This is a genomic window from Companilactobacillus nantensis DSM 16982 (genome assembly GCF_001435815.1).
GTDB classification, from domain to species: domain Bacteria; phylum Bacillota; class Bacilli; order Lactobacillales; family Lactobacillaceae; genus Companilactobacillus; species Companilactobacillus nantensis.
In genome coordinates this window covers 1-23,008 of record NZ_AZFV01000027.1, presented here as the reverse complement: position 1 = coordinate 23,008, position 23,008 = coordinate 1, and the positions used below count along the sequence as shown (strand labels likewise).

At 36.4% G+C, this 23,008-nt stretch carries 22 protein-coding genes; 4 read left to right on the top strand and 18 right to left on the bottom strand.

Going from position 1 to position 23,008, the window contains the following annotated elements; genetic code table 11:
- The first annotated feature begins 3 nt into the window (after window positions 1–3).
- Complete coding sequence (locus tag FD31_RS10925; RefSeq protein WP_057892817.1) at window positions 4–540, top strand: 3'-5' exonuclease; 537 nt, start codon at window positions 4–6, stop codon at window positions 538–540.
- A 384-nt stretch (window positions 541–924) separates the two neighbouring features.
- Here FD31_RS10925 and FD31_RS10920 read toward each other — a convergent pair whose 3' ends face one another.
- Genes FD31_RS10920 through FD31_RS10905 form a run of 4 tightly spaced genes read right to left on the bottom strand, consistent with a single transcriptional unit; the run spans window position 925 to window position 3,521 of the window.
- Window positions 925–1,389: a GNAT family N-acetyltransferase gene (locus tag FD31_RS10920; RefSeq protein WP_057892816.1), complete on the bottom strand. Its 465-nt coding sequence runs from the start codon at window positions 1,387–1,389 to the stop codon at window positions 925–927.
- Window positions 1,386–1,847, bottom strand: coding sequence for a tRNA (adenosine(37)-N6)-threonylcarbamoyltransferase complex ATPase subunit type 1 TsaE (tsaE, locus tag FD31_RS10915; RefSeq protein ID WP_057892815.1), 462 nt, complete (start codon window positions 1,845–1,847; stop codon window positions 1,386–1,388). The genes FD31_RS10920 and tsaE overlap by 4 nt, the downstream gene beginning before the upstream one ends.
- Before the next feature lie 10 nt (window positions 1,848–1,857).
- Window positions 1,858–2,826, bottom strand: coding sequence for a phosphate acetyltransferase (gene pta, locus FD31_RS10910; RefSeq protein ID WP_057892814.1), 969 nt, complete (start codon window positions 2,824–2,826; stop codon window positions 1,858–1,860).
- Window positions 2,826–3,521, bottom strand: a complete 696-nt coding sequence (locus FD31_RS10905) for a uracil-DNA glycosylase (protein ID WP_057892813.1) — start codon at window positions 3,519–3,521, stop codon at window positions 2,826–2,828. Before FD31_RS10905 ends, pta begins: the two co-directional genes overlap by 1 nt.
- A gap of 83 nt (window positions 3,522–3,604) precedes the next feature.
- Here FD31_RS10905 and FD31_RS10900 point away from each other — a divergent pair, with 83 nt between their 5' ends.
- Together FD31_RS10900 and FD31_RS10895 are read left to right on the top strand one after the other, a co-directional pair.
- Window positions 3,605–4,483 (top strand): Cof-type HAD-IIB family hydrolase, encoded by an 879-nt coding sequence (locus FD31_RS10900; protein WP_057892812.1) that lies wholly within the window; start codon window positions 3,605–3,607, stop codon window positions 4,481–4,483.
- A gap of 3 nt (window positions 4,484–4,486) precedes the next feature.
- Window positions 4,487–5,035 carry an LURP-one-related/scramblase family protein gene (locus tag FD31_RS10895; protein ID WP_057892811.1) on the top strand — a complete coding sequence of 183 codons (549 nt, stop codon included), beginning with the start codon at window positions 4,487–4,489 and terminating at the stop codon, window positions 5,033–5,035.
- Window positions 5,036–5,690: 655 nt separating this feature from the next.
- On the opposite strand, the gene FD31_RS10885 is transcribed toward FD31_RS10895, so the two are convergent.
- From FD31_RS10885 to FD31_RS10850, 8 genes are all read right to left on the bottom strand, one after another.
- Window positions 5,691–7,004, bottom strand: coding sequence for a Sapep family Mn(2+)-dependent dipeptidase (locus tag FD31_RS10885; RefSeq protein ID WP_057892809.1), 1,314 nt, complete (start codon window positions 7,002–7,004; stop codon window positions 5,691–5,693).
- Between the two features lie 16 nt (window positions 7,005–7,020).
- The gene (locus FD31_RS10880; protein ID WP_057892808.1) at window positions 7,021–8,298 is read right to left on the bottom strand and encodes a PTS sugar transporter subunit IIC; all 1,278 of its coding nucleotides are present in this window, start codon (window positions 8,296–8,298) and stop codon (window positions 7,021–7,023) included.
- A 15-nt stretch (window positions 8,299–8,313) separates the two neighbouring features.
- On the bottom strand, window positions 8,314–9,267 hold the full coding sequence (locus FD31_RS10875; RefSeq protein ID WP_057892807.1) for a glycosylasparaginase: 954 nt from the start codon (window positions 9,265–9,267) through the stop codon (window positions 8,314–8,316).
- An 89-nt stretch (window positions 9,268–9,356) separates the two neighbouring features.
- Entirely contained in the window at window positions 9,357–10,394 is a 1,038-nt protein-coding gene (locus FD31_RS10870) for an alpha-L-fucosidase (protein WP_057892806.1), read from the bottom strand.
- Window positions 10,395–10,430: 36 nt separating this feature from the next.
- Complete coding sequence (locus tag FD31_RS10865) at window positions 10,431–11,648, bottom strand: MFS transporter (RefSeq protein WP_057892805.1); 1,218 nt, start codon at window positions 11,646–11,648, stop codon at window positions 10,431–10,433.
- Window positions 11,649–11,712: 64 nt separating this feature from the next.
- Window positions 11,713–12,357: an L-fuculose-phosphate aldolase gene (locus FD31_RS10860; RefSeq protein WP_057892804.1), complete on the bottom strand. Its 645-nt coding sequence runs from the start codon at window positions 12,355–12,357 to the stop codon at window positions 11,713–11,715.
- Between the two features lie 19 nt (window positions 12,358–12,376).
- Window positions 12,377–14,164 (bottom strand): L-fucose isomerase, encoded by a 1,788-nt coding sequence (locus FD31_RS10855; RefSeq protein ID WP_057892803.1) that lies wholly within the window; start codon window positions 14,162–14,164, stop codon window positions 12,377–12,379.
- Window positions 14,165–14,169: 5 nt separating this feature from the next.
- Window positions 14,170–15,591, bottom strand: a complete 1,422-nt coding sequence (locus tag FD31_RS10850; protein WP_057892802.1) for a rhamnulokinase — start codon at window positions 15,589–15,591, stop codon at window positions 14,170–14,172.
- Between the two features lie 205 nt (window positions 15,592–15,796).
- Here FD31_RS10850 and FD31_RS10845 point away from each other — a divergent pair, with 205 nt between their 5' ends.
- The gene (locus FD31_RS10845; RefSeq protein ID WP_371862660.1) at window positions 15,797–16,555 is read left to right on the top strand and encodes a DeoR/GlpR family DNA-binding transcription regulator; all 759 of its coding nucleotides are present in this window, start codon (window positions 15,797–15,799) and stop codon (window positions 16,553–16,555) included.
- 79 nt (window positions 16,556–16,634) lie between these two features.
- Here FD31_RS10845 and FD31_RS14505 read toward each other — a convergent pair whose 3' ends face one another.
- The 6 genes from FD31_RS14505 to FD31_RS10820 all read right to left on the bottom strand — a co-directional run bounded on the left by FD31_RS14505 (window position 16,635) and on the right by FD31_RS10820 (window position 22,923).
- A complete protein-coding gene (locus FD31_RS14505) occupies window positions 16,635–16,760 on the bottom strand; it encodes a hypothetical protein (protein WP_268872427.1) in 126 nt (41 codons plus the stop codon).
- A 213-nt stretch (window positions 16,761–16,973) separates the two neighbouring features.
- On the bottom strand, window positions 16,974–19,298 hold the full coding sequence (locus FD31_RS10840; RefSeq protein ID WP_057892801.1) for a glycosyl hydrolase family 65 domain-containing protein: 2,325 nt from the start codon (window positions 19,296–19,298) through the stop codon (window positions 16,974–16,976).
- Between the two features lie 15 nt (window positions 19,299–19,313).
- Window positions 19,314–20,834, bottom strand: a complete 1,521-nt coding sequence (locus tag FD31_RS10835; protein WP_057892800.1) for a PTS transporter subunit EIIC — start codon at window positions 20,832–20,834, stop codon at window positions 19,314–19,316.
- A 19-nt stretch (window positions 20,835–20,853) separates the two neighbouring features.
- Complete coding sequence (locus tag FD31_RS10830) at window positions 20,854–21,336, bottom strand: PTS sugar transporter subunit IIA (RefSeq protein ID WP_057892799.1); 483 nt, start codon at window positions 21,334–21,336, stop codon at window positions 20,854–20,856.
- Window positions 21,337–21,355: 19 nt separating this feature from the next.
- Window positions 21,356–22,060 carry a trehalose operon repressor gene (treR, locus tag FD31_RS10825; protein ID WP_057892798.1) on the bottom strand — a complete coding sequence of 235 codons (705 nt, stop codon included), beginning with the start codon at window positions 22,058–22,060 and terminating at the stop codon, window positions 21,356–21,358.
- Between the two features lie 296 nt (window positions 22,061–22,356).
- On the bottom strand, window positions 22,357–22,923 hold the full coding sequence (locus FD31_RS10820) for a GNAT family N-acetyltransferase (protein ID WP_057892797.1): 567 nt from the start codon (window positions 22,921–22,923) through the stop codon (window positions 22,357–22,359).
- Window positions 22,924–23,008: the final 85 nt, after the last annotated feature.

The window sequence follows — 23,008 nt, the reverse complement described above, 5'->3', positions numbered from 1 at the left end:
TTAATGGATTTTGTTTCTATGGATTTCGAAACTGCCAACGGAGCTCGAAGCAGTGCTTGCTCACTTGCTTTAGTCTTGGTTCGAAACAATAAGATTGTCGACAACTTTTACACACTGATCAATCCACAAGATTACTTCAGTCCACGTAATATTCAGATTCATCATATTACACCTGAAGATGTTGCCGATGCACCAACTTTTGATAAAGTTTGGTCACACATCAGTCCCCTCTTTGACAATAGCCATTTAGTTGCTGCTCATAACGCTAGTTTTGATAACAGTGTCTTAAAAAATACCCTATCAAATTACAACATTATGGTGCCAAAGTATTTAACCATTGATACATTAAGAACGAGTCGCAAGTTTTATCCACAGTTTCCTAACCACAAATTAAATACCGTTTCTGACGGTTTGAACATTGATTTAAGAAATCACCACAATGCCTTAGCCGATAGCATGGCCTGTGCTGAGATTCTTTTAAGAACTGAACAAGAATTCGGAATTGAACAAATAAAAAAAATGGTTAAACTTACTAGCTAAACCACAAAAAAACTCTAGGAATACAACTTTGATTATAGGACCGATACAAAAAAGAGTAGATAAATTTCATTTTAATTTATCCACTCTTTTTTAATCTTATTATAAATTTACAAAGACTTAGCTCTCAGCTATGTCTAACTAAAAACAACTAATACACTAGACTCTGGGTGCAAGAATTGTTGGCAGCAGTGCAGGTGGCGTTAGAGCTTTAGCTCTTACACCACGGGACGAGTTTTGAAATTCGCGTTCTTTGCGAAGTTCAAAATCGAGGTTCGAGACCGTATTTTGGCTCGAACCGGTCCCCACAGCGCCAACAGTTCTTGCACCCAGAGTCGGCTCTAATCAAATTTAAGAAAGAACCGTAATTTTCCTAGAGTTTTTTTGTTAAACCATCTTTTTCATTATTAATGTTTTTTCATTTTCTGATTCGGTTGTAAATCCATACTTTTGATAAAGATGAATCGCAACTGTATTGTTTTTGTATACTTCTAAAAATACTTTTTTTAATGGTGAATCAACTGCCCAGTCCAATGCATCTTCTAACAAATACGAAGCAATGCCATTGTTCCAAAATTCTTTATCCACAACGACACCAAACTCAGCTTTATCATCATCACCATTTTCTAAGCGACAATAACCAATAATTTGATCGTCGAAAACAGCCACGATTAATTCGTTATATTTTGATTGATAAATAGCGTCTAACGCTATTGATTCATCAGCAACTGTAACGTCTTTCATGTCATCAAACGAAATGAAATCGCTTTGTTGGCTGGCTTTTTTCAAAAAAATCAACAAACTTTCTGCATCTTGGGGAATGGCTTCACGTAATTTCAATTCTTCACTCATACTAATTCACCGAAACCACGTTCATTAAAACTATCACCGTGCAATTTGAAGGTAACTTCTCGTTTTGTATCAGATAAACGTTTGATGTTGATTGAAATATGGTCGGCTGGAATTTCATCTTTAATAAATTGAGGCCATTCGACAATCGTAATACCATCACCATTAAAGTATTCGTCAAATCCTAAATCTTCATCGGGACTGCTTTCCAAACGATAAGCATCCATGTGATAAAGTGGCACACGACCATCCTTATATTCCCGAATCAACGTAAACGTAGGACTTTTGACATTGCGTTTAATTCCCAAACCACGTGCTAATCCACGCGTTAAGGTTGTCTTACCAACACCAAGGTCACCATTTAAAACGACAACATCACCAGCTTTTAACAAGTCGGCAATTTTTGAACCTAATTGTTCCGTGGCTTCATAGGAATCGGTTGTTAATTGATATTCAAGCATTAATTTCTCCTTAAAGTGCTAAAGCGGCTGTTAAAATAGCTGACTTGTAGACGTCTTCTTCGTTGCAACCACGTGATAAGTCAGAGATTGGCTTAGCAAGTCCTTGTAAAATAGGTCCGATAGCTTCAAAACCACCAAATCTTTGAGCAATCTTGTAGCCGATATTGGCTGATTGTAATTCTGGGAAGACAAAGACATTAGCATGACCAGCAACTTTTGAACCAGGTGCCTTTTGTGCACCAACACTTGGGACAAAGGCAGCATCAAATTGTAATTCACCATCAAGTGGCAAATCAGGAGCTAATTCATGGGCAATCTTAGTTGCTTCGACTACTTTAGTTACATCGTCACTCTTGGCACTACCTTTAGTTGAGAAACTAAGCATAGCAACTTTAGGGTCGATATCAAACAATTTTGCATCGTGCGCTGTTTGAACAGCAATTTCAGCCAACTCTTGAGCGTTTGGATTAATGTTAATAGCACAGTCAGCAAACATATAACGTTCATCACCCTTTTGCATGATGAATGAGCCACTAATTCTTGAGTTACCTGGAGCTGTCTTAACAATTTGCAAAGCTGGACGAACCGTGTCACCAGTTGAGTGAATAGCACCAGAAACCATTCCATCTGCTAAGCCCATGTAAACAAGCATCGTTCCAAAGTAATTATTATCTAATAACATTGTTTCAGCTTGTTCCTTGGTATTCTTACCCTTACGACGTTCAACAAACTTTTCAACCATAATTTCAAAATCAGCATAATGCTTAGGATCAAGGATCTGAATATCAGCTAAATCAAATGATTTTTCTTCAGCAATCTTTTTAATTTCAGTTTCATCACCAATTAAAATAGGTTTTAAAATATTTTCTTTCACTAGTCGAGTTGCGGCACCCAAAATTCTCGGATCTTCACCTTCTGGTAGAACAATTGTTAAATTCTTTCCGTCAATTTTACTTTTTAGGCTATCAAATAAATCCATTACTTTTCCTCCGTTTCATCGGCATGTTCAGGTAATTGCCAATTAATTTCTTCTTCATTATAGTTTAAAAGAGCTTCATTTGCTCTAGAAAACGGTTTGGACCCAAAGAATCCATAGCGCGCAGCAAATGGACTAGGGTGTGTTGACGAAATAACCGTATTCTTAGTCTCATCAATCAACGGAATCTTACTTTTAGCAGCATTACCCCATAATAGGAAGACAACTCCTCCACGTTCAGATAACGCATGGATGGCATAGTCAGTTAATTCTTCCCAGCCTTGACCCTTGTGCGAATTAGCTTGACCACGTCTGACAGTTAAAACTGAGTTCAACAATAGGACGCCCTGTTGAGCCCAAGCTTTCAAATAACCATGATTAACTGGTGTGCAACCAAGATCGTCTTGTAATTCTTTATAAACATTTCGTAATGAAGGTGGAATCGTTATTCCGGGAGCGACTGCAAAACTGCAACCAATCGCTTGATTAGGTTCGTGATATGGATCTTGTCCTAAAATAACAACTTTTGTTTTTGAAAAAGGTGTCCAGTCAAAAGCTTGGTAAATTTTGTGCATTTCCGGATAAATAGTCTGAGTATTGTACTCGTTTACAAGGAACTCACGTAGTTTCTCATAATACGGTTTGTCAAATTCACTATTTAAAACTTCCTGCCAATCATTGTTTATTAAGTTTTTCAAATTTACACCTACCTGTTTTGATATATAAGTCCATAAAATATGGTAACATTCACTTATAGCATAACGCATTCGGAGGAAACTTTATGATTAAATTAATCGCATCCGATATGGATGGTACATTATTAAATGAGAAGATGGAGGTTTCAAGTCGCAATATTCAAGCAATTAAAGAAGCCGAAAAAAATGGAATCGAATTCTTAATTGCAACAGGACGTGGCTTGAGTGAGGCTAAACCATTTTTGAAAAATCATGTTCATCCTGGTTTCATCACCTTAAACGGTGCCGAAGTCTTTGATGCCAAAGGAGATTTGATTTCAAGTAATCCTCTTTCCAGAGAAGCTCAAAAACAAGTTATTGAAATATTCAATGAATATAATGTCTATTTTGAAGTCATCACTGACAAAGGTATTTTTTCAAATGACCGTGAAGCTCGGGTTACTAACCTAGCTAATTTGTTAGTTAAGTTAAACCCTGGAACTTCTTATAAGCAAGCGCTCAAAGATACCCAAGAACGTGTCAAAATGATGCCCATGAATTTCGTCGACAACTATGATCACATTCTTGATAACGACTCATATCAAATCATGAAGTTGATTGCTTTCAACGAACATCAACATCGTGTTTTAGCTCCATTAAAGAAGGAAATCACTAAGAAAATCAAAGATGTTGTTCCAACATCTTCTTCACCTAACAACGTAGAAGTTAACAGTATCGACGCACAAAAGGGAATTGCTCTTTTACAATACGCCGAAAACAAGAATATTTTACCTGAAGAAATCATGGCTATTGGCGATAATCTAAATGATTATTCAATGATTAAAGATGCCGGTGTCGGTGTTGCCATGGCTAATGCCATCCCTGCTATCAAAGAAATTGCTCAGATTGAAACTGACAGTAACAGTAACGATGGTGTTGCTCAAATCATTGAGAAAACCATTGTCGAGAATCAAAAGCAAGGTTAATTAATGGAACTTTATATTCGAAAAGCAGATTTGGCAGTCGGTAATATTCTTGTCGTTGCAAATCAAAATAAGGAAACAACTTTTATTGCTTCACGTGATAAAGACAATCCTTTTTTGATTAAATTATATAATCGCTTAAATACGTTAATTGGTGAAATCAAACTTAAAAATACTTTTTTGAAAATTTATTCAATTGAAATCAATGGTGAAGAAAAAGCGACAATTAATGCTTTGCCAATGATCGACTTAAAGTACGTTTATCTCAGCAAGGCAAATTGGAACGTGGTCGGTAATCTAATTGCAGCTAAATATCATGTCACTAAAGGTGGCAAAGAGATTTTACGTGTTCAACCAACGATTTTAAGTCAAGGACATCCCGGACTAGAATTGTCATTTGAAAATATGGATGACAGTCCCATGGGTACCTTGTTAGCTATCTTTTTGGATAAATATATCAAATTACCTACATTAGCTCCGAACGCCGATTTAGATAATTTAGGCATGAAGTCGAAGATGTCTTATTTGAATAATTTTAAGAACAAGTGTGACTAGGAGGGCCGCCTCCGGTTTTGGGGAAAATGGTAATCTGCTGTGGGACCGCCTCGAGCCAAGGTCTCAAGGCTCGATTTTGAGCTTCGCACAACCCGCGAATCTCAAAATACGTCCGTGTTGTAAGAGCTAAAGCTCTAACAACACTGTCACTGCTGATTACCATTCCCCCAAAACCTCCGGCTAGTGTATTGTTTTTTTGACAATATATTAGTTCGGCAATAAATTAATAAATAAAATCAAATAAAATACAAAACCAGCTATTAGGACTTTGAAATCCTGATAGCTGGCTTTTGTTTTATTACATAGCTAAGGTTCTAAAGAATCAAAACCTATTTTAGGTCTTGCTATTCTAGTCATCATTTACCAAAAACAATCAAACCAAACGGTAATAATCCAATTTATTTACGTTTAATCAAAAACAAAACATAAACTAGTCGGAAGAAGAAAGAATTTAGGTCGCTGTGCAGGTGGCGTTGGCGCTTTAGCGCTTACACCACGGGACGAGTTTTGAAACTCGCGTTTTGTGCGAGGTTCAAAATCGAGCCGAAAGACCTTGGCTTTCGGCGGTCCCCACAGCGACCTAAATTTCTTGCTTCTGGAGGCGGCCTATTTCCTTCTCCGCAGCATATTTAACTTTCAATCTTCAGTTACATAGTCAACATAACTCCGCAATGAAGCAATCATAATAAATTTCTGTCATCATTTGCCAATCACTATATTTGATCCATTCGTTACCTTTATGTGCTATGCCTTTTTGTCCTGGAAATGAAGGTCCAAAGGCTACTATATTCGGCATAGCTCTGGCATACGTTACGCCTGTTGTTGTGACTGGTTCTCCGTTTAGTCCTGTGTCTTCGGCATAAATTTTTGAAAATTTTTTAATAAAATCGGCTTCTTTATTCCTAATGATTGATGGGAAGCTGCGATTTATTTTTAGAGTCATTGAATTAGGCATTTGTGTTTCTAATTGCGTTAAAACTATTTGTTCAGCAATGGTGACGGGATAACGCATGGAAATACTTAATTGCATCTGATTATCAAGTAATTTCAGAGCATAAAAAGATAGCTGTAATTCGCCTGATTCGGTATCTTGATAATTCAGCCCTAAGTTTTGACCGTTCGTTTGCATGCCAATTTTTTCTTGAATCCATTTGAAGAAATCACCGGTCTGCCCTTGTAAGGATTGGCAATGTTCGACTAATTTTGGTAAAACGTTATCTGCTAAATCTGGAGCATTGCTTGGTGACTTGCTGCCCTTGAATATTGTTTGAATTCCCTTCAACGTGACGGTTGCATAGTCTGGTAAAAAACTATGGTCAAACTCTCCTGTTAATTCATCAATTTGTTTAATTGAACCATCAGTTATACGTCCAGTAATTGTTATATCAACTAATCCGCGCTCACCATACACAATCGGAAATTTGCAATCAGGAGTAATTCCGGCATAAGGAGGTTGTTCAACTTTTAAATATCGGGGAATATCTCTACTCCCCATTTCTTCATCGGTTCCAAACATTATTCTGATTCGTTTTTTGAAAGTAATACCTTGTTTTTTAATCAAATAAAGTGCCAACAGTGTTGATAATATTGGTCCCTTATTGTCTAACACGCCTCGACCATATATATAACCATCCTCCAACGTTAAATCAAATGGATCATAGTTCCAATCATTAACGACATCGACCACATCTAAATGTCCTAGCACACCGAAGTATTCATCACACTCACTTGCTAGTGGACCGAACTCAGCCCAACCAACACAGTTATCGACTTGTCCGATCCTAAAGCCTAATTTACTAGATAAATCCAACATGAATTTCAAAGCTCGTTTGGGTTCGATTCCAAATGGTGCGTTGAAGGTTTCATTGCCACAGACACTAGGAATTGCTACAAGTTGTTGAAAATAATTTAGAAATTCTTCTTTTGATTCTGAAAACGATTTATTGAAATCTGCTCTGACTGTTTTCAACTTGTTATCCTTCCTTTCATTGCTGGTCCATTAAGTTATTTTCTTCGATGATGTATTGCTTATCCAATGATTTAACGAATGGATAATAAATCAGCATCCCAATTAATATCTCAAAAAGTTGTAAAACAGCTCCCAACCAACTTCCTGTGGATAACCAGCCTGAGATAAGTGGTGGAGTCGTCCATGGAAGCATGACCCCGGTCGGAAATGGAATCCAATGCCAACTAAATACCAGACCAGAAATTATTGTATTCACGACCGGAACAATCACAAATGGTATTGCAATCCGTAGATTAAAGATTACAGGTATACCAAAAACAACTGGTTCATTGATACCAAAAATTCCGGGAACCAACGCTAATTTACCTAAATTTTTCAGTCTTTGTGATTGTCCTTTAAGAACAACAATTAATAGTAGCGATAACGTACTCCCTCCACCACCGTATGTTGTAAAAATATCAATGAATTGTTGGGTATAAATATGTGGTATTTTAGCTCCAATTTGAAAGGCACTCAAGTTATCTTGTGTCAGTGAAAAAAGAATTGGTGACCAAAAACTATTTGTGACTGTTGGTCCATTAATACCAAAGATCCATAAAAACGAAGCTAAAAAGTTATATAAAACAGCCGAAATTAGCGAATCGCCCAAACTCTTTAGAGGCATTTGAATAAAGATAAAAATCAAATTATGAACTGACTGAAATCCAGTCAAAGCCAAAATCACTTTCGTAGCGGTGAATAACAAAATAACAACCCCAAATGGCAACAATTCTGTTAACGAGTCTGCGACTGCTGGTGGAATTGAATCTGGTAATTTTATTGACCATTTTTTATTAAGACTAAATCGATATAACTCAATACTAATTATTCCGACCATTAACCCTATAAAAATACCATTTGGGCCAAAATAAACCGTTGAAACTTTGGCTCCTATCTGATTAGTCATGGGAACAAGTATCAGAAAAGATATCAAGCCAACTAAACTGGGAACAATGCCCTTTAAACCACGATTATTTCCGTAAGTATACGCAATTACAACACAAACTAATAAACCAATGAAATTAAATATTCCGATAAAAGAAGCTGAAATAATTTCAATCAGTCTATCACCTAAAATACTTGTCCAAAAACTCGTCCAGCCCGGGATGGGGAAATTACCAATTAAAATAAACAAAGAAATAATCATAATCAATGGTGTTAAAATTGATAGCCCTTCACGCATTGATTTTAAGACAATATTATTCGTAATTTTGGTGGAAATGGGGATTAAATGTTTTTCCGCTTTTTCCTGCATCTTCAACACCGTTTCCTAATCTATTGGAGCCTTAATTCTCTTGGAATATGCATCAAGCCACTCTTGAGTAATAGGCTCAATTTTGGTTTTATCATTATCCGTTGGATGAGCAATAAAAATTGCAGGTTTGTCCTGTTCGGTCCCTACGGCAAAAGTAAATTCAACATTGGTTGCAACACCCCAATTTCCATCTTTATCCAAAGCTACCAATGAAAATTCACCAATTTTTCCATAACGTTGTTCTAATTTTTTAGTGAACGAATACACTGCTTGATCACAGGCTTTTTGTGGTGTTAACCCAATGCCCATTAGACGAACAATTTCATAGCAAAGGCAACCTTTCATAATATCCTCGCCTAGACCAGTTGCTGCAGCTCCACCAATCTCACTATCTGCATAAAAGCCATCACCAACTAAAGCTGTATCACCCGTTCGACCAGGCTTTTTCATAAATAGACCAGAAGTTGATGTCCCAACTGCAATTGAACCCATTTGGTCCAAACTGATCATCCCTACAGTATCGTGTCCATCATAGGGTGATAAATTTTTCTCAACAATTTCCTGCTTTCGCTTTTCCCAAATCTTATGTGCCCGTTCCGTTAGCATATTTTTGCGTTCAAAATTGTTGAGTGTGGCATATTGCGAGGCACCAGCACCAACCAAAACGCTATTGTAATGTTCATGACTCAAGCTTCGAGCAACAGCAATAGGATTTTTAACATCACTGATTCCCATCACAGCACCGACTTCAAAAGTATCACCGTTCATAAAACCGGCATCCATTTCCACTAGACCATTGGCATTAGGTAAGCCACCATAACCGACTGATTTGAAAAATGGATAATTTTCAACTTCCTTCACGGCTGTTTCGATTGCGTCAGCACTCTTACCACCTTCACTTAACAAATCCATCCCTTTAGATAAACCTTCATAGGCCATGCGCCAAGTTCCAATCATTGCATAAGTCATACAGAACACATCCTTTAAAAAAATTATTATATTTTTATTTCCAGCTTCAAAGGGGCATCCAAATGGACGCCCCTTTGTTGTCTAAGTTTTTAAGCCTCAACATCTGCAGCCGCTTCAATATCTTTAACAGCATTCAAGTTTTTAATTGAATCCATTGGGATTCTTCCCAAACCATCTAATCCAACATTTAATAAATAATTAATGCCTAGATTATTCAGATGTTTCTTATATTTATAAATATCTTCTGGTGCCTTCCAATTTTGGTCATGATATGAGAAGCCCCATGAATCATTCATTGTTCCGGCAGTTTCATACAATCCATTTGGTGAAGGTTTCAATCCGTCAACCGCATTGTAATCAACTGTTTCATTACTTTCAGCTACTTCAGTCGTATCAGGAATTTCGTTATCACCTAATGAAACATAGTCATACTCACCATTACCTAAACGAGAATTAATTAAACAGTCTGGTTGTAATTTCTTCACAGTATCGTAAATTCGTTTACTTTGTGCTTCGGTTAAAGTCATTGGAACATCAAACCAAGCTGTAGCAATATCGCCATAGTTAGTCATCAATTCTTCAATTTGAGGCATAATTTTATTTTCGAAACAAATATCATAATCTTTTTTACCAGTGAAGTCCCAACTGTTATCCCATGTCGTCCCGGCTGTTTCGATATCATTTGATAAGTAGCCACCACCGTTATAGTCGTGCCAATCAAGATCTTGAGAATAATAAATCCCAAATTTCAAGCCAGCTTTTTTACAAGCATCCGATAATTCCTTAATAATATCCCGATGAAATGGTGTTGAATCAAAAATATTGTATTTATCAACTTCTGATTTATACATTGCAAAACCATCATGATGTTTTGTCGTAATTACTAAATACTTCATCCCAACATTTTTAGCTAAATTAACAATTTCATCAGCGTCAAAATAAATTGGATTGAATGCATCAGTTAATTTTTCATATTCGGCATTCGGAATTTGTAGTTTTGATTGAATCCATTCAGCATAATTACTTGATGATTTGCCATCGTATTCACCAGCAAGTAGTGAGTAAAGTCCCCAGTGAATCATCATTCCGTATTTTGCTTCTTTAAACCATTTCATATTTTCATTCATTATTTGTACATCCTCCGACTAATTTAATTAATAATTTTATAGTGTAAGACGATCTCTTTTAACTGTGTATACATCGTAAAGAGCTAAAGCAATATAGAATAAACCTGAAACTAAAATGATAAATTGTGGTGTCGCATTGCCGAAAACAGTTGCAATCAACTGGAAGGCATATGGAGCTACTAAGAAACCAATATTGATACCGATAATAATAATTGAGGTTGTTAAATTCATGGAATTTTCTGGTGAATAATCAACCATTCTGGCCGTTAGAGCTGGGTTGATAATCCCGTTACTAAATCCACAGATAAGAATCAAAACTAGTAGTACAGGAATTGAAGTTGAAAGAGTTAAAGCGACCATAGCTCCAGCCGTGACAACTTCAAAAATAACCACTGTCCATTTACCTAAGATCTTCGAAATCTTGTCAAACAATAGTCCAGAGAAAATAGAACATAATGTCAAGAAACCAAAAATATATGTTGCTGTTGCAGCTGTACCGATTTTATTTTGAACAACGTAATTAGCAAACTTCAATGAGATGGCACTGTAAAACATGCACATGAATAAGAAAATAGCAGCTAATTTAATAACTTTTAAATTAGTTGATGGTTTAACATTCGATGTTTTTTCAACAACTTCAGTTTCACCATTTTCATCAGTTATTGCCTCAAAATTATCTAGTTCTTTGGGAACAAAAAATATGATTAAAATAATTGGAATTAGTAGGAAGAAGAACACTAAATATGTTGTATTCCAACTAAACTTGATCAAAAATCCAGCAATAAATAACATAATCGAATCACCGATGGCACCGATCGCATTACGATAGCCTAATAGCCGATGACATTTTTCTTTTGAAAACGTATCAGTAATATATGAAACACTCAATGGTGTAAAGATACCACATCCTACCCCAAACATTGCTCGGGATAGCAGGATCGTAAAATAATTAGCCCAGAAGGCCGGCAGTACCCCAGTTATTAACGCTATGGTTAATCCTAAAAGCACCGTGTACTTCTTACCAATGACATTACCAATGGCACCACTGATAACAGTACCTAAAAGTACCCCACCAGTTGGAATAACTACTAGTAATTCAATATTAGAACTTGAGACATTTGAAAAATACTTCTGCATTAATGGAATCGTACCTGAAATAGCGTTACTAACTGACATTAAAAATGAAATGGATAAGATACCTAGGGTAATTCTTTTTGAATTCTCTATATTTTGTCTATCCAAACTATTTTGCATTTTTCCCTCTCCTTAATATATAAAGTGTTCTTTTCTAATTTTTTTACTAACAATCCTTAAAATCTCACTTAACTTGGCCATAACTTTCAAATTTTTTCGCCATTAAGCTCATCTCTTCGTCTGGTAAAACTACTGGGTTTCCAATACTCTTAGCAATGCAATAAATTTTAGAACAATATTCAATTTCTTCGATGATATTAAACGCATTGGCAAGATTATATGATCCAGCTAACAAACCGTGATTTGCCAAGAAAACAGCTTTTCTATCTTTCATAGCTGCAAATGATGTCTCAGCTAACTCTTTACTACCATAGGTGGCATACTCAGCAACACGAACATCTTTTCCAGCAACGGCAATCATATAGTGTGATGCTGGCAATGGTTCATGTAGAACTGATAAAACAGTGGCATATGTGGTATGGGCGTGAATAATTGCATCCATATCATCTCGCGCTTGATATTCTTTCAGATGCATTTGCCATTCACTTGACGGAACTGTCTGACCTTCTAAAATATTTCCATCGATATCTAAAATGACGATATCTTCTTTTTTAATTTCATAAAAATCTATTCCTGATGGTGTGATAGCAATCCGACCATTTTGACGATCATAAATACTTAGATTTCCACCAGTACCTTTGGTTAGTTCGGTATCAACTAATCTTTTACCATACTCAATTAATTGTTCACGTTCCTTCTCCATCAACATCCGTGTCATTCCTCACTCATCAATTTTTATAAAATGGTCCTAATTTGGCACATGCCTCAAAATCAGCTGCTTCTAAATTCTTTGTTCCAAAGCCATCAAACATACTTGGTCTGAAGATTTCAGCTTGCGGAACATTATGTAAGGCGACAGGAATTCTTAACATGCTGGCAGTCGTGATTAATTCAGCTCCGATATGACCTTGAACGAATGCACAATGATTTGAACCCCAGTGATTCATTACATCGTAAGTTGTTTCAAAACCAGCAGCTCCTAGATTTGGTGCAAACCACGTCGTTGGCCAAGTTCTATCTGTTCGTTCGTCTAAAATTTTGTGAACATCATCATCTAGGACAACCGTATAACCTTCAGCAATTTGTAAAGTTGGTCCAATACCACGAACTAGGTTCAATCTAATCAATGTCACTGGTAACTCAGCTGCAGTCTTAAAGTGTGATGAAAAACCACCGCCTCGGAAATATTCATAGTTGGCACGACACCAGTCAGTTTCTGCTAAACAGGCTTCTTGATCAACTTGAGTCATATTCCAAAATTCTTTCATTGTCCGTTGGCCGTTAGCATCTTTAGCCGCTGCCGTTCCATCTAGGGCTGAAGCTCCTGAATTAATTAAATGAAGAAAACCATTGGCTGCACGTCCATTTAATTTTTTACCAGTTACTCTTTCGACAGCTTCGGGACTCCAATAAGTTCTCACATCAGAAAAAATTGGAGCTTTATTTGTTAACAATGTTCCTAATAACATTGAAACACCGTTTAACGTGTCATTTTCAGTTGCAAAAGCTGTTACGGGACGAGCACCATTCCAGTCAAAAGTTGAGGCCATCATAGCTTCAGTAAAATCACCATTTGGCAGCCAATCGGTCCATTGACGTTGACCTTGGAAACCACCAGCAATTGCATTGTGACCGTGAGCTTCTTCCTCCCAGCCAAGCTTAGCTAGCTCCTTATTACCGAATAAAATATCTCTGATGATAATGGCTTGTTTAGCAATGAATTCCCAATCTTTATTGGCTGGAACAACTTTTGATTTAGTAATTACCTCTGGTAAATCTTTGCCTTCATTAATATCTAATCCTTCTTTACAGTTATCTTTGATCCATTTAAGAGCCTTTTCATATTCTTTTGGATCATAGATATTCAATGTCATACGACGTAAGATTTCAGTCATGTCAACAAATTCGACAGGCATACCTAGATAATCCTTAAAGAAATTACTGTCGACTTGGGAACCAGCAATTCCCATTGAAGAAGCACCAATATTCACATAGGACTTACCTTTCATTTGACCAATTGCAACGGCACCTTTAGCAAAAGATAAAATTTTGTTTTGAACATCTTCAGGAATAGAATTGTCGTCTAAATCTTGGACGTCGTGTCCATAAATTTTAAAAGCTGGATAACCTTTTTGGGCATAACCACTCATGGCAGCTGCTAGATAAACGGCCCCTGGTCTTTCCGTACCGTTAAATCCCCAAATAGCTTTGATTGTGTTGGGTTCCAAATCCATCGTTTCGGTTCCGTAGCACCAACTTGGTGTAACTGATAATGTAGCAATAATGTTGTGACCCATAAATTCTTCTTGGACAATTCCAGCATCACCGCGTCCACCAATCGTGCGACTAGCTAGAACACATTGAACCGGTGTACCATCCGCATATCTTAGTGAACTTTCAATCAATGATTTGGCGGAGCGAGCCATGTCCATTGTTTTTTCTTCAAGCGACTCACGTACTCCACCTTGACGACCATCGATTGTTGGTCGAATACCAATTTTTGGATATGAATTCATGAAATTTATTCCTCCACTAACTTCGATTTTTGCAACGGTGCAAAACTTTCAATAGTTACAGAATTAGCAACAATTTTTCTCGCCTCTGCAACATCTTTGATTTCACCTAATGAAATCAATTGCATTAAGACATTACCCATGGCTGTTGCTTCTGCTGGACCTGCCAAAACATTTTTTTGTGTAACATTTGCGATTAATTGACAGAAATATTTTGACTTTGAGCCACCACCAACGACGTGAATCTCAGGATACGTTTTACCGGTGGCATCTTCAATTTCCTTAATCGTTTCAAAATATTTTTGAGCAAGGCTTTCGTAAGCACATTTGAAAAATTCTCCTGGACCAGTGGGAACTTTTTGCTGACTGTCGGATGCATATTGAGCAATTCGTTGGCGCATATCACCAGGCTCATTAAACAAATCATCATCCGTATCTATCACACACACCGTATCCTTTGTGTTCTTAACCATTTCCGTAATTTCTTCATAGGAAAAGTCGATACCAACTTCGTGATAATTTCGTCTTAACTCTTGAACTATCCATAAACCCGTACAATTTTTCAAAAATTCAGTTGTTTTATTAAAACCACTTTCATTCGTCAAATTATATTTCAAGGCTTTCTCATTTAATATTGGGTGGTTCAATTCGGTTCCAACCAGTGACCACGTGCCACAAGATATAAATAAAAATGGACTCGTTGCCGGGATACTGAGCACTGCACTTGCAGTATCATGCTGACAAACATTGATTACTTGAATATCACCCAAGTTTAAATTCTTTCGAATACATCCAAGCTGATTTCCTTCGTCGACAATCTCGGGTAGTAATTGGGCATTCAGGTTAAAATTATCAACTATCTTTTTCGACCAATCTTTTGAATATGGATTAGTTAACTGGGTCGTGGATGCGATACTTCTTTCAGCAGCCATTTTGCCAGTCAACATATAATTAAATAAATCCGAAATCATTAATATTTTTCTAGTTCTAAAATATTGGTCAGGATAGTATTCGCGAATTGATAGGATTTGAAAGAGTGTGTTAATTTTCATAATTTGATTACCAGTGCTGTCGTATAAATCTTGTAATGAGATGAAATCTGAAATTCTTTTTAAAATTTTTTCAGTATTCACACCCCGATAATGCATTGGTACGCCAATCAAATCACCATATTCATCAATTAAGCCAAAATCAACACCCCAGGTATCAATACCTAAACTCGTAATCTCATACTTTTGGTTTGAATTTTTGATACCTTGCTTAATTTCTGAAAAAAGTTTCTCAACATCCCAGGATAATTTATCTTCAAAATAAATTGGTCCATTTTCAAAGCGATGTGTTTCGTCTAGCTGAATTTTCCCATCTTCATAACGACCGACGATGGCTCGACCAGATGAGGCACCAAAATCCATAGCTAATACATTCGTCATATCCTCCCTCCAATTCCCTTACTTGAATTTCCATAATGAATATATCATCATATCGTAAGCGGTTGCATAAAATGAACGGATAATGAATTTTGTTCACTTTTTAGTAGGTTATTTGTTCACTATTGTTCAAAAAGTTGTTATTCTTGGAGGGTAAATTTTGTATCATATTTGGGGAGGAATTTCTTTGGATAGACAAGACAGAATCATGCAAATCACTGAAATCATTCAAAAGAGAAAGAGAGTAAGTACCACTGATTTAGCTACTGAAACATTCTGCAGTATATCGACATTAAGAAGAGATTTAATTTATTTAGAACGGCAAGGCTTGATCAGACGTGAACGCGGCGAAGTCATATTAAATACATTCAATACCATGGAACAAAATATTTTATTACGTGAAAAACAACATTTGGACGAAAAAAAATCTCTAGCTAAGATTGCTAGAGATTTTATTGGCCCTGGGATGTGTATTTATTTAGATTCTAGTTCAACTGTTTTTCAATTATGTGAATATATTAAAAACATCGACAATTTGATAGTTGTCACGAACAGTCTGAACGTGGCTAATACCTTGGCTGCCAACGGTAATGACACTATCAGAACTTTCATTACTAGTGGCGAAATTCAGCATAACTCATGTTCAGTATTAAATAGCGAATTTGAAAATCCGATTATTAATTACTTCAATATTGATTTAGCTTTTTGTTCCGCCAGTGGCATCGATCAAAGCAGTATCTATGAATCAAATATGAATCAAGCACTTTCGAAAAAAACTATCATGGATAAATCAAAGGAAACAATTCTCTTAATTGATAAATCCAAATTCTTTAAAACCAGCTTTTTTAAGATGAATACTTTAACAGAATATAAAGTTATTATTTCAGATGCTCTGCCAGCTAATCCTATTTCACAGACAGTCAAAGCAAATGATATCGAATGGATATCTTCTAATTACTTACATTAAACAATATCGGTTCGACCCCGATCACCGGTATTAAAATCATAAAAGTAAACTACTTTTTTCTACAAAGACTTGTTTGCTTTTATTTTTTTACCCACCATATTATTAATGCTACTATTAGTCCCCAAGCGACAACATCCTTCAATTTAGGTTTAGTTTTTTCAATTGTGAGTTTTGAATTCTTAGTTTTAAAAAGTGTCTTCTCCATAATGAACCCCTTTTAACTTTATTCATTTTCAAAATTAAGTATATAGTAAAGTTCCTAGAGAAGCGTGCGATTTTCTCATAAAGTCAGAATAGAAAATTATAGCCTAAAGAAAAAATTAAAAGTGGACCAAAGAAATTGATGTACGAATTTCTTTGGTCCACTCTTTTTATACACAATGATTTAAAACTTATTTTAAATATCTTTTTCGATATATTAAAACTTTTGAACATAAGGTTTGTCAGTTTCTAAAGAAACCAATTTTCCAGCAATCCTTACCTCACAATTATGACTAACAGTAATTGTTAGCTCTTTATCTTGGAAACTAACATGATACTCAACATCCCGATATGTTTGCGTGAATGCTAATTTTTTCCATGCATCTGGCAATTGTGGATTAATCGTTAAGCAATTATCTTCCCAACGCAATCCGGCAAAGTCACGCATAATTACCGTCAAGGTTGCTCCCATAACTCCGGTATGAATTCCTTCGGCAGTTGTCCCCCCTTGGATGTCCGCATAATCTGATTTCAAGGCTACCTTCAATTTATTCCAAGCAGCATCGGCATCTCCAAGAGCTACGTCAACGCTCGCATAAACTGGTCGAGAAACTGTTGATCCATGTACCGTTCGTGCCAAATAATAATCACGATTTTGTAATAACCATTCAGTTGGCAACTTATGACCCAATCCCTCAATTGTTGTGGCCATAACTTTTGCCCCAAGATTATAAACCATCATCAAGGTATCTGCTTGTTTATCAACTTGGTAAGCATCTGAAGATTTCCCTTCTGACTTCAAAATTCGATCAATTCGATGAATATCACCATATTTTTTCTCATAGGCTGATAAATCTAACTCTTTCAATTCAAAATAATGATTATATTGCTCAATTACTCCATCCTCAGTTATAAACAACGCTAAGTTTTGACTAACTTCCTGAGCTTTAGTTACTAAGACCTGACTAAAATTCGTCTTCTGACAAGCTTTAACAAAATACTCTGGCATTGTTTTCTTTAGCTCCAATAACCAAGACAATGACCAAGCTAACATTAAATTCGTATAAGCATTATCTGACAAGCCACCGGTTTCTGTATTGGGATAGGCTTCATGAAATTCATCTGGACCCATTACACCTGATAAATGGTATTTATGGCCATCAAATTCGACTTTTTCTAACCAAAACTTACTAGTTTGTAGCAACAAACCTAGTCCACCGTTAATCAACAAATCATTTTTTCCAGTCGTTTGTGTGTAACTCCAAAGATCATAAACAATTGCTAAAGACACATGGCGTTGCAACCGCGAATTATCCGGATACCACGTATTAGTCATTGGATTCAAATGAATGAATTGGGCTTGTTCATCCCCAATACTACCTGATTGCCAAGGATACATGGCACCATGCTCCAATTGTCGTTGCGCGTTATCCTGAGCTGCAGCCAAGCGTTCAATTCGATATTGAATAATTGCCTTAGCAGCTAATGGAGCGTTGGCAGCATAATAAGGTACCATAAACAATTCATCCCAGAAAATGTGCCCACGATAACCTTCACCTGTCAAACCTCGAGAACCAACTGACGCGTCAAAATTAGGATTGGACAATTCTGAAGCAGCTTGATGCAATTGGAAAACATTTAAACGAACCAACTTTTGAATATCAGCATCAGCAGTCACTAATTCAATATCTGATTTCTGCCAAAAATTTTGCCAATGTGCAATATTAGTTTGATAAATCGCCGCAAATTGACCTTGTTTGAGTGACTCCTCAACAATATTTAAATAATCAGCTGTTTCATGACTCGTAGCAATTGCCATTACCCGTGTAATTCCAAAGTTTTGTTCCTTTTCTAGTTTAATTTCAGCATGATCAATAACTTCTCTATCAGTATATTTAGTTTCAAAATTTACCATAGAACTAGTTGTCTTTGCTCCCACAGCAAATTTGATTTTTGATTGTAATGTTTCACCTTGCAAAACGTGTTCTGAAGTATCAGTTACTGTAAACTCTTGACTATTGAAATTACGATAACGTGCAACATTTTGATTCTGAATATCCCCATCAACAATTAATTCGACTTTAATTGTAGCTGTAAAATCTAACTTTAAATTAATTTTCAACGCCAATTGATGATAATTGACTGGGTCACAGACTTTAGTCGTCTTTAAAAACAAATGTCCTTGTTCAATCGGAAAAACCATTTCCTCAGTTAGGGTTCCATGTTGCATATCTAACTTTGCTAACCGTTTAGTATATGGAACTAATAATTCCGTCTGATTGACCGTAATTTTTAATAGCTGTGGATTTGGAAAATTAACCAAGTCTTCATTAATGACATCATGCTCATTAACTTTGGTTTTGGTCTGATTAAAAATCCCAGCTACATACAATCCAGGATAATGATCATCGTTATAACGACTAATCACCGGTGCTCCACGCCAACCTAGATAACCATTACCAAGTGTGAGAATTGATTCTTGACCATAGGATTTAACCCCAATTGGCGTATCTTGATAAGTAATTTGCCAATCTTCTGTCATAAGAAAACTCCTTAGCTATTTATTTGTAGCATCTTTAAAGACATTCTTCTTTTGGGCAGCTTTGACTTTAGCTAAATCAGCATCACTGTAACCCCAGAAGTAAACACAGATAAATGAAACAATAATTGTTGCAGCACTAGCAATAACGAAAGCCCAAATATTGTTAGGATTTGTCTTAGAGAAGAATGATGGGAAACCAATCAATGAACCGGTAAAACCAAACATATCAATCTTGAACAATCCAGCAATCAAACCGCCGACAGCACCACCAATATTTGCCATCCAGAAGACATGACCATATTTCAAGTTAATACCATACATAGCAGGTTCAGTAACTCCGGCATAACCAGATAAAGCACCAGCTAAGGATAAGCCTTTGATATCAGCACGTTTTGATTTAGCCCAAACTGCCAAAGCACCAGTACCTTGAGCAATCATTGTAAAGTTAATCAAAGCATTTAGAACTGAGTGACCGGTCATTGCAATGTCATTTGAAACAATTGGTACGACCATCCAATGAAGTCCGAAGATAACTAATACTTGATACAAACCACCGATTACTAAGCCAGCGACAGCTTCATTAGCTGTTACAAGCATGTTGATTCCGGCAGCTAATCCACTTGAAATCAAGGAAATAACAGGTCCCATAATTACTAAAACAGCACTAGCAACGATAAAGAGTGTAAATAGTGGTTGTAAAATTGAACGTAAGCTTAAAGGTAGAACTTTCTTGAGCCAATTACCAACTGGTCTAGCTAACCAAGCAGCAAAGATAATTGGGAAAATTGAATATGTGTACTGTGGGATGTGAATTGGTAAACCAAAGAATTCAGCATTCATTGGAATACCTAAGAAAGTTGCCATCCCTTTAGTAGGTGCAGCCCAGAGTGCAGCAATTGTTGGGTGAACTAAGACACCAGCGATAGCACCTACAACGATTGGATCAGAGCGCAATTGTTTGGCAGCTGAGAACCCAACTAAAATTGGTAAGAAGTAAAAGGCTGAATCGCCCATAGCGTTAATAATAATGTAGGTAGTCGATTTAGTATCAATCCAATTCAAATTAAATGTGAATAGCGTTAAAAATCCTTTTAAAATACCAGATGCGGCTAACAAACCAATGATTGGAATCATTGAACCAGTGATAGTTCCAATTAGAACTTGAAAGCCTTTGGAGATCCATCCCCAAAGATTTGTTGGGCGTGGTTCTTTTTGTTGAGCAGCACCCGTTTCAGCAACAGCTGATTCAGTAGCTTCTTCATCGGCAAAGCCAGCACCTAATTGTTTAATAACTTCATCATAAACATCAGTAACAGCTGGTCCGATAACAACTTGATATTGTCCTAAACCGGCGTTATACAAAGCACCAGCTACTCCATCAAGTGCCGTAATTTTTTCTGTTTGAGCAATCTTTTCATCTTTCAAATAAAATCTCAGACGTGAAATACAGTGAATAACTTTATTTATATTCTCAGGTCCCCCAACACCGGCAATTATCTCCGTTGCTAAGGCTGAATAATCTTTACTTTTTGACATTTTGTTCATTCCCTCCATATCATTTAATAGTTGCTTGTCCAATCATCTGTTGCTTAGTAACTGATTGTTCAGCGACTGTTAACGACCCCAAATTAGTTTTTGAATTAGGAATTAAAACCATTACAGTTGGATCAAGCTTATTTGTTGTAATTTGTTGCCAATCAATCTCGACCAATGGGGTACCTGCTTTAACTCGTTTACCAGGTTTAACCAATGAATTAAACGGTGCTCCCTTCAAGGAAACCGTATCGATGCCAATGTGTAACAAGAATTCCAATCCATCATCACGAACAATGCCAACAGCATGTCCTTGTGCTACCGTAATCTTGCCACTGATTGGCGCCACTATTTCTGAGTCATTTAAATCCGGCTTGATTGCGAATCCTGCTCCCATCATTCCCTGTGCAAAAACAGGGTCTGAAACGGTATTTAGATTAACGATTTGCCCTGTAATTGGTGCTATTAATTCATCACTTGTAACATGTTTTTTTAATCCAAACATTTTCCCCTCCTATTGGTATTTAATGATGTCGACGGGCAAATTCAACACTGCTAAACTTGTCAGCACGATGACGCGATTCCGTGTAGGATAAAATCCGACTATCGGTTAAATGCGTTTCACTACGAACGACCACCATTGGTACCGATTGATCAATTTTCAATCGATCACAGTCATCATATTCGGCACTTTCAACCGTTAAATGTTTCACCGCATAATCAACTGTCAAACCAAGCTTACTTTCAAAGTAATTAAACAATGAATCTTCAGCAGCTGCTTCAGGTATTTCGTTGGCTACATCCTCATTAATATAGTCATAGTCAAGAATCGTTGGTGTTCCATTAACAATCCGTTCTCGAACAATCAACTGTGAATATATTGCTGGTGAACCAAAGCGTAGACGCTCTGGAACTAATACGTGATCTTGAATTTTTAACACACGATTAACTGAATCTAATCCACTCTCTGCAACAATTTCCTTATAGCTCTTGATAGACGAAACTGGAAATAGATAGCGTTTTTTACCTAAAACTAAACTACCCTTACCACGAATCGTTTGAATATAACCTTCATCTGCCAACAATTGCATCGCTTTGCGCACCGTTTCCCGGGATACCCGATAACGCATTACTAATTGTTGATTGCTCGGAAGAATTTCCCCTGATCGATATTTTTTAGATTGAATATCACTCAACAAATCATGATATATGGTTAAATATTTCTTCATGTGCCCTCCAACAATTCCTAGGTTACCACAAGCAGAAACCGCTTACATTAACGTTTAAACGTGATTATCTGAAAAAACTAGACAAGTTGATTGGAAGTAGTATCAGGCTACCAAACTAAAACTAGACAAGTTTTTTTAACAAAATCTGCTTTTGGTATAAATTGATTAATATTTTAAGCATAAATATTTCCTGAATTAAAATCAAACATCTTTTTAGGTCTAATTTGTCAATAATAACTACCATTCAAAAAAACAGCAAACACTCGAATTACTAGCGAGTATTTGCTGTTTTTTAATTATTTTGTTAAATCATATTGCATATGGTCATATAAATGACTGCCGATATACAATTGACCTACTTTTTTAAAGCCAGTCTTGATATAGACGTGTTTAGCTGGTTCATTATTGACATCAACGTTCAAGCTTAAAATCTTTTCGCCACGATCACGAATTACGTCGATAAAATGTTCCATTGTCTTGGTACCGATACCCTTGCCTTGGAACTCAGGAGCAACCGCAAATGAATCCAAATACCATTCACCAGGCCAAGCCTCCTTATCCTCAAACAAGTTTTTCTCTTTAATACCATAATTGTGCATAATCTTAATTAATGGTTCGTCAATGGTATCCTCTAATTCCTCAGGATAGCCAACCATAATAGCAACAACCTTACCATCAATCTCGTTTACAAGAATATTATCGAGACCATAGCGATAACCAGGTTGGAAGAAACCTTCCTTGATAACCTGAGCCATCTTCTCATCGCCAACTTCTTTAAATACATCTAATTCCATCTCATCGAAGATTTGGAACAAAATTGGCAATATCTGATCTGCATCTTCTTCTTTTGCATTTCTAAACATTTCTTCACCTCAATTATATATAATACATTATTTAAAAGATTTCTCAAATTTAGGATTAACAGAATCGAGTAGGAGGTAACTTTTA

Coding starts and splice junctions, on each gene's coding strand:
- FD31_RS10875 (WP_057892807.1), bottom strand. CDS start 9,267: ATGACTTATGCAATGATTGGAACTTGGCGCATGGCCTATGAAGGTTTA.
- FD31_RS10855 (WP_057892803.1), bottom strand. CDS start 14,164: ATGAATTCATATCCAAAAATTGGTATTCGACCAACAATCGATGGTCGT.
- FD31_RS10895 (WP_057892811.1), top strand. CDS start 4,487: ATGGAACTTTATATTCGAAAAGCAGATTTGGCAGTCGGTAATATTCTT.
- FD31_RS14505 (WP_268872427.1), bottom strand. CDS start 16,760: ATGGAGAAGACACTTTTTAAAACTAAGAATTCAAAACTCACAATTGAA.
- FD31_RS10835 (WP_057892800.1), bottom strand. CDS start 20,834: ATGTCAAAAAGTAAAGATTATTCAGCCTTAGCAACGGAGATAATTGCC.
- pta (WP_057892814.1), bottom strand. CDS start 2,826: ATGGATTTATTTGATAGCCTAAAAAGTAAAATTGACGGAAAGAATTTA.
- FD31_RS10820 (WP_057892797.1), bottom strand. CDS start 22,923: ATGTTTAGAAATGCAAAAGAAGAAGATGCAGATCAGATATTGCCAATT.
- FD31_RS10870 (WP_057892806.1), bottom strand. CDS start 10,394: ATGAATGAAAATATGAAATGGTTTAAAGAAGCAAAATACGGAATGATG.
- FD31_RS10880 (WP_057892808.1), bottom strand. CDS start 8,298: ATGCAGGAAAAAGCGGAAAAACATTTAATCCCCATTTCCACCAAAATT.
- FD31_RS10865 (WP_057892805.1), bottom strand. CDS start 11,648: ATGCAAAATAGTTTGGATAGACAAAATATAGAGAATTCAAAAAGAATT.
- tsaE (WP_057892815.1), bottom strand. CDS start 1,847: ATGCTTGAATATCAATTAACAACCGATTCCTATGAAGCCACGGAACAA.
- FD31_RS10900 (WP_057892812.1), top strand. CDS start 3,605: ATGATTAAATTAATCGCATCCGATATGGATGGTACATTATTAAATGAG.
- FD31_RS10850 (WP_057892802.1), bottom strand. CDS start 15,591: ATGACGAATGTATTAGCTATGGATTTTGGTGCCTCATCTGGTCGAGCC.
- FD31_RS10845 (WP_371862660.1), top strand. CDS start 15,797: ATGCAAATCACTGAAATCATTCAAAAGAGAAAGAGAGTAAGTACCACT.
- FD31_RS10925 (WP_057892817.1), top strand. CDS start 4: ATGGATTTTGTTTCTATGGATTTCGAAACTGCCAACGGAGCTCGAAGC.
- FD31_RS10920 (WP_057892816.1), bottom strand. CDS start 1,389: ATGAGTGAAGAATTGAAATTACGTGAAGCCATTCCCCAAGATGCAGAA.
- FD31_RS10830 (WP_057892799.1), bottom strand. CDS start 21,336: ATGTTTGGATTAAAAAAACATGTTACAAGTGATGAATTAATAGCACCA.
- FD31_RS10860 (WP_057892804.1), bottom strand. CDS start 12,357: ATGTTGATGGAGAAGGAACGTGAACAATTAATTGAGTATGGTAAAAGA.
- treR (WP_057892798.1), bottom strand. CDS start 22,060: ATGAAGAAATATTTAACCATATATCATGATTTGTTGAGTGATATTCAA.
- FD31_RS10840 (WP_057892801.1), bottom strand. CDS start 19,298: ATGACAGAAGATTGGCAAATTACTTATCAAGATACGCCAATTGGGGTT.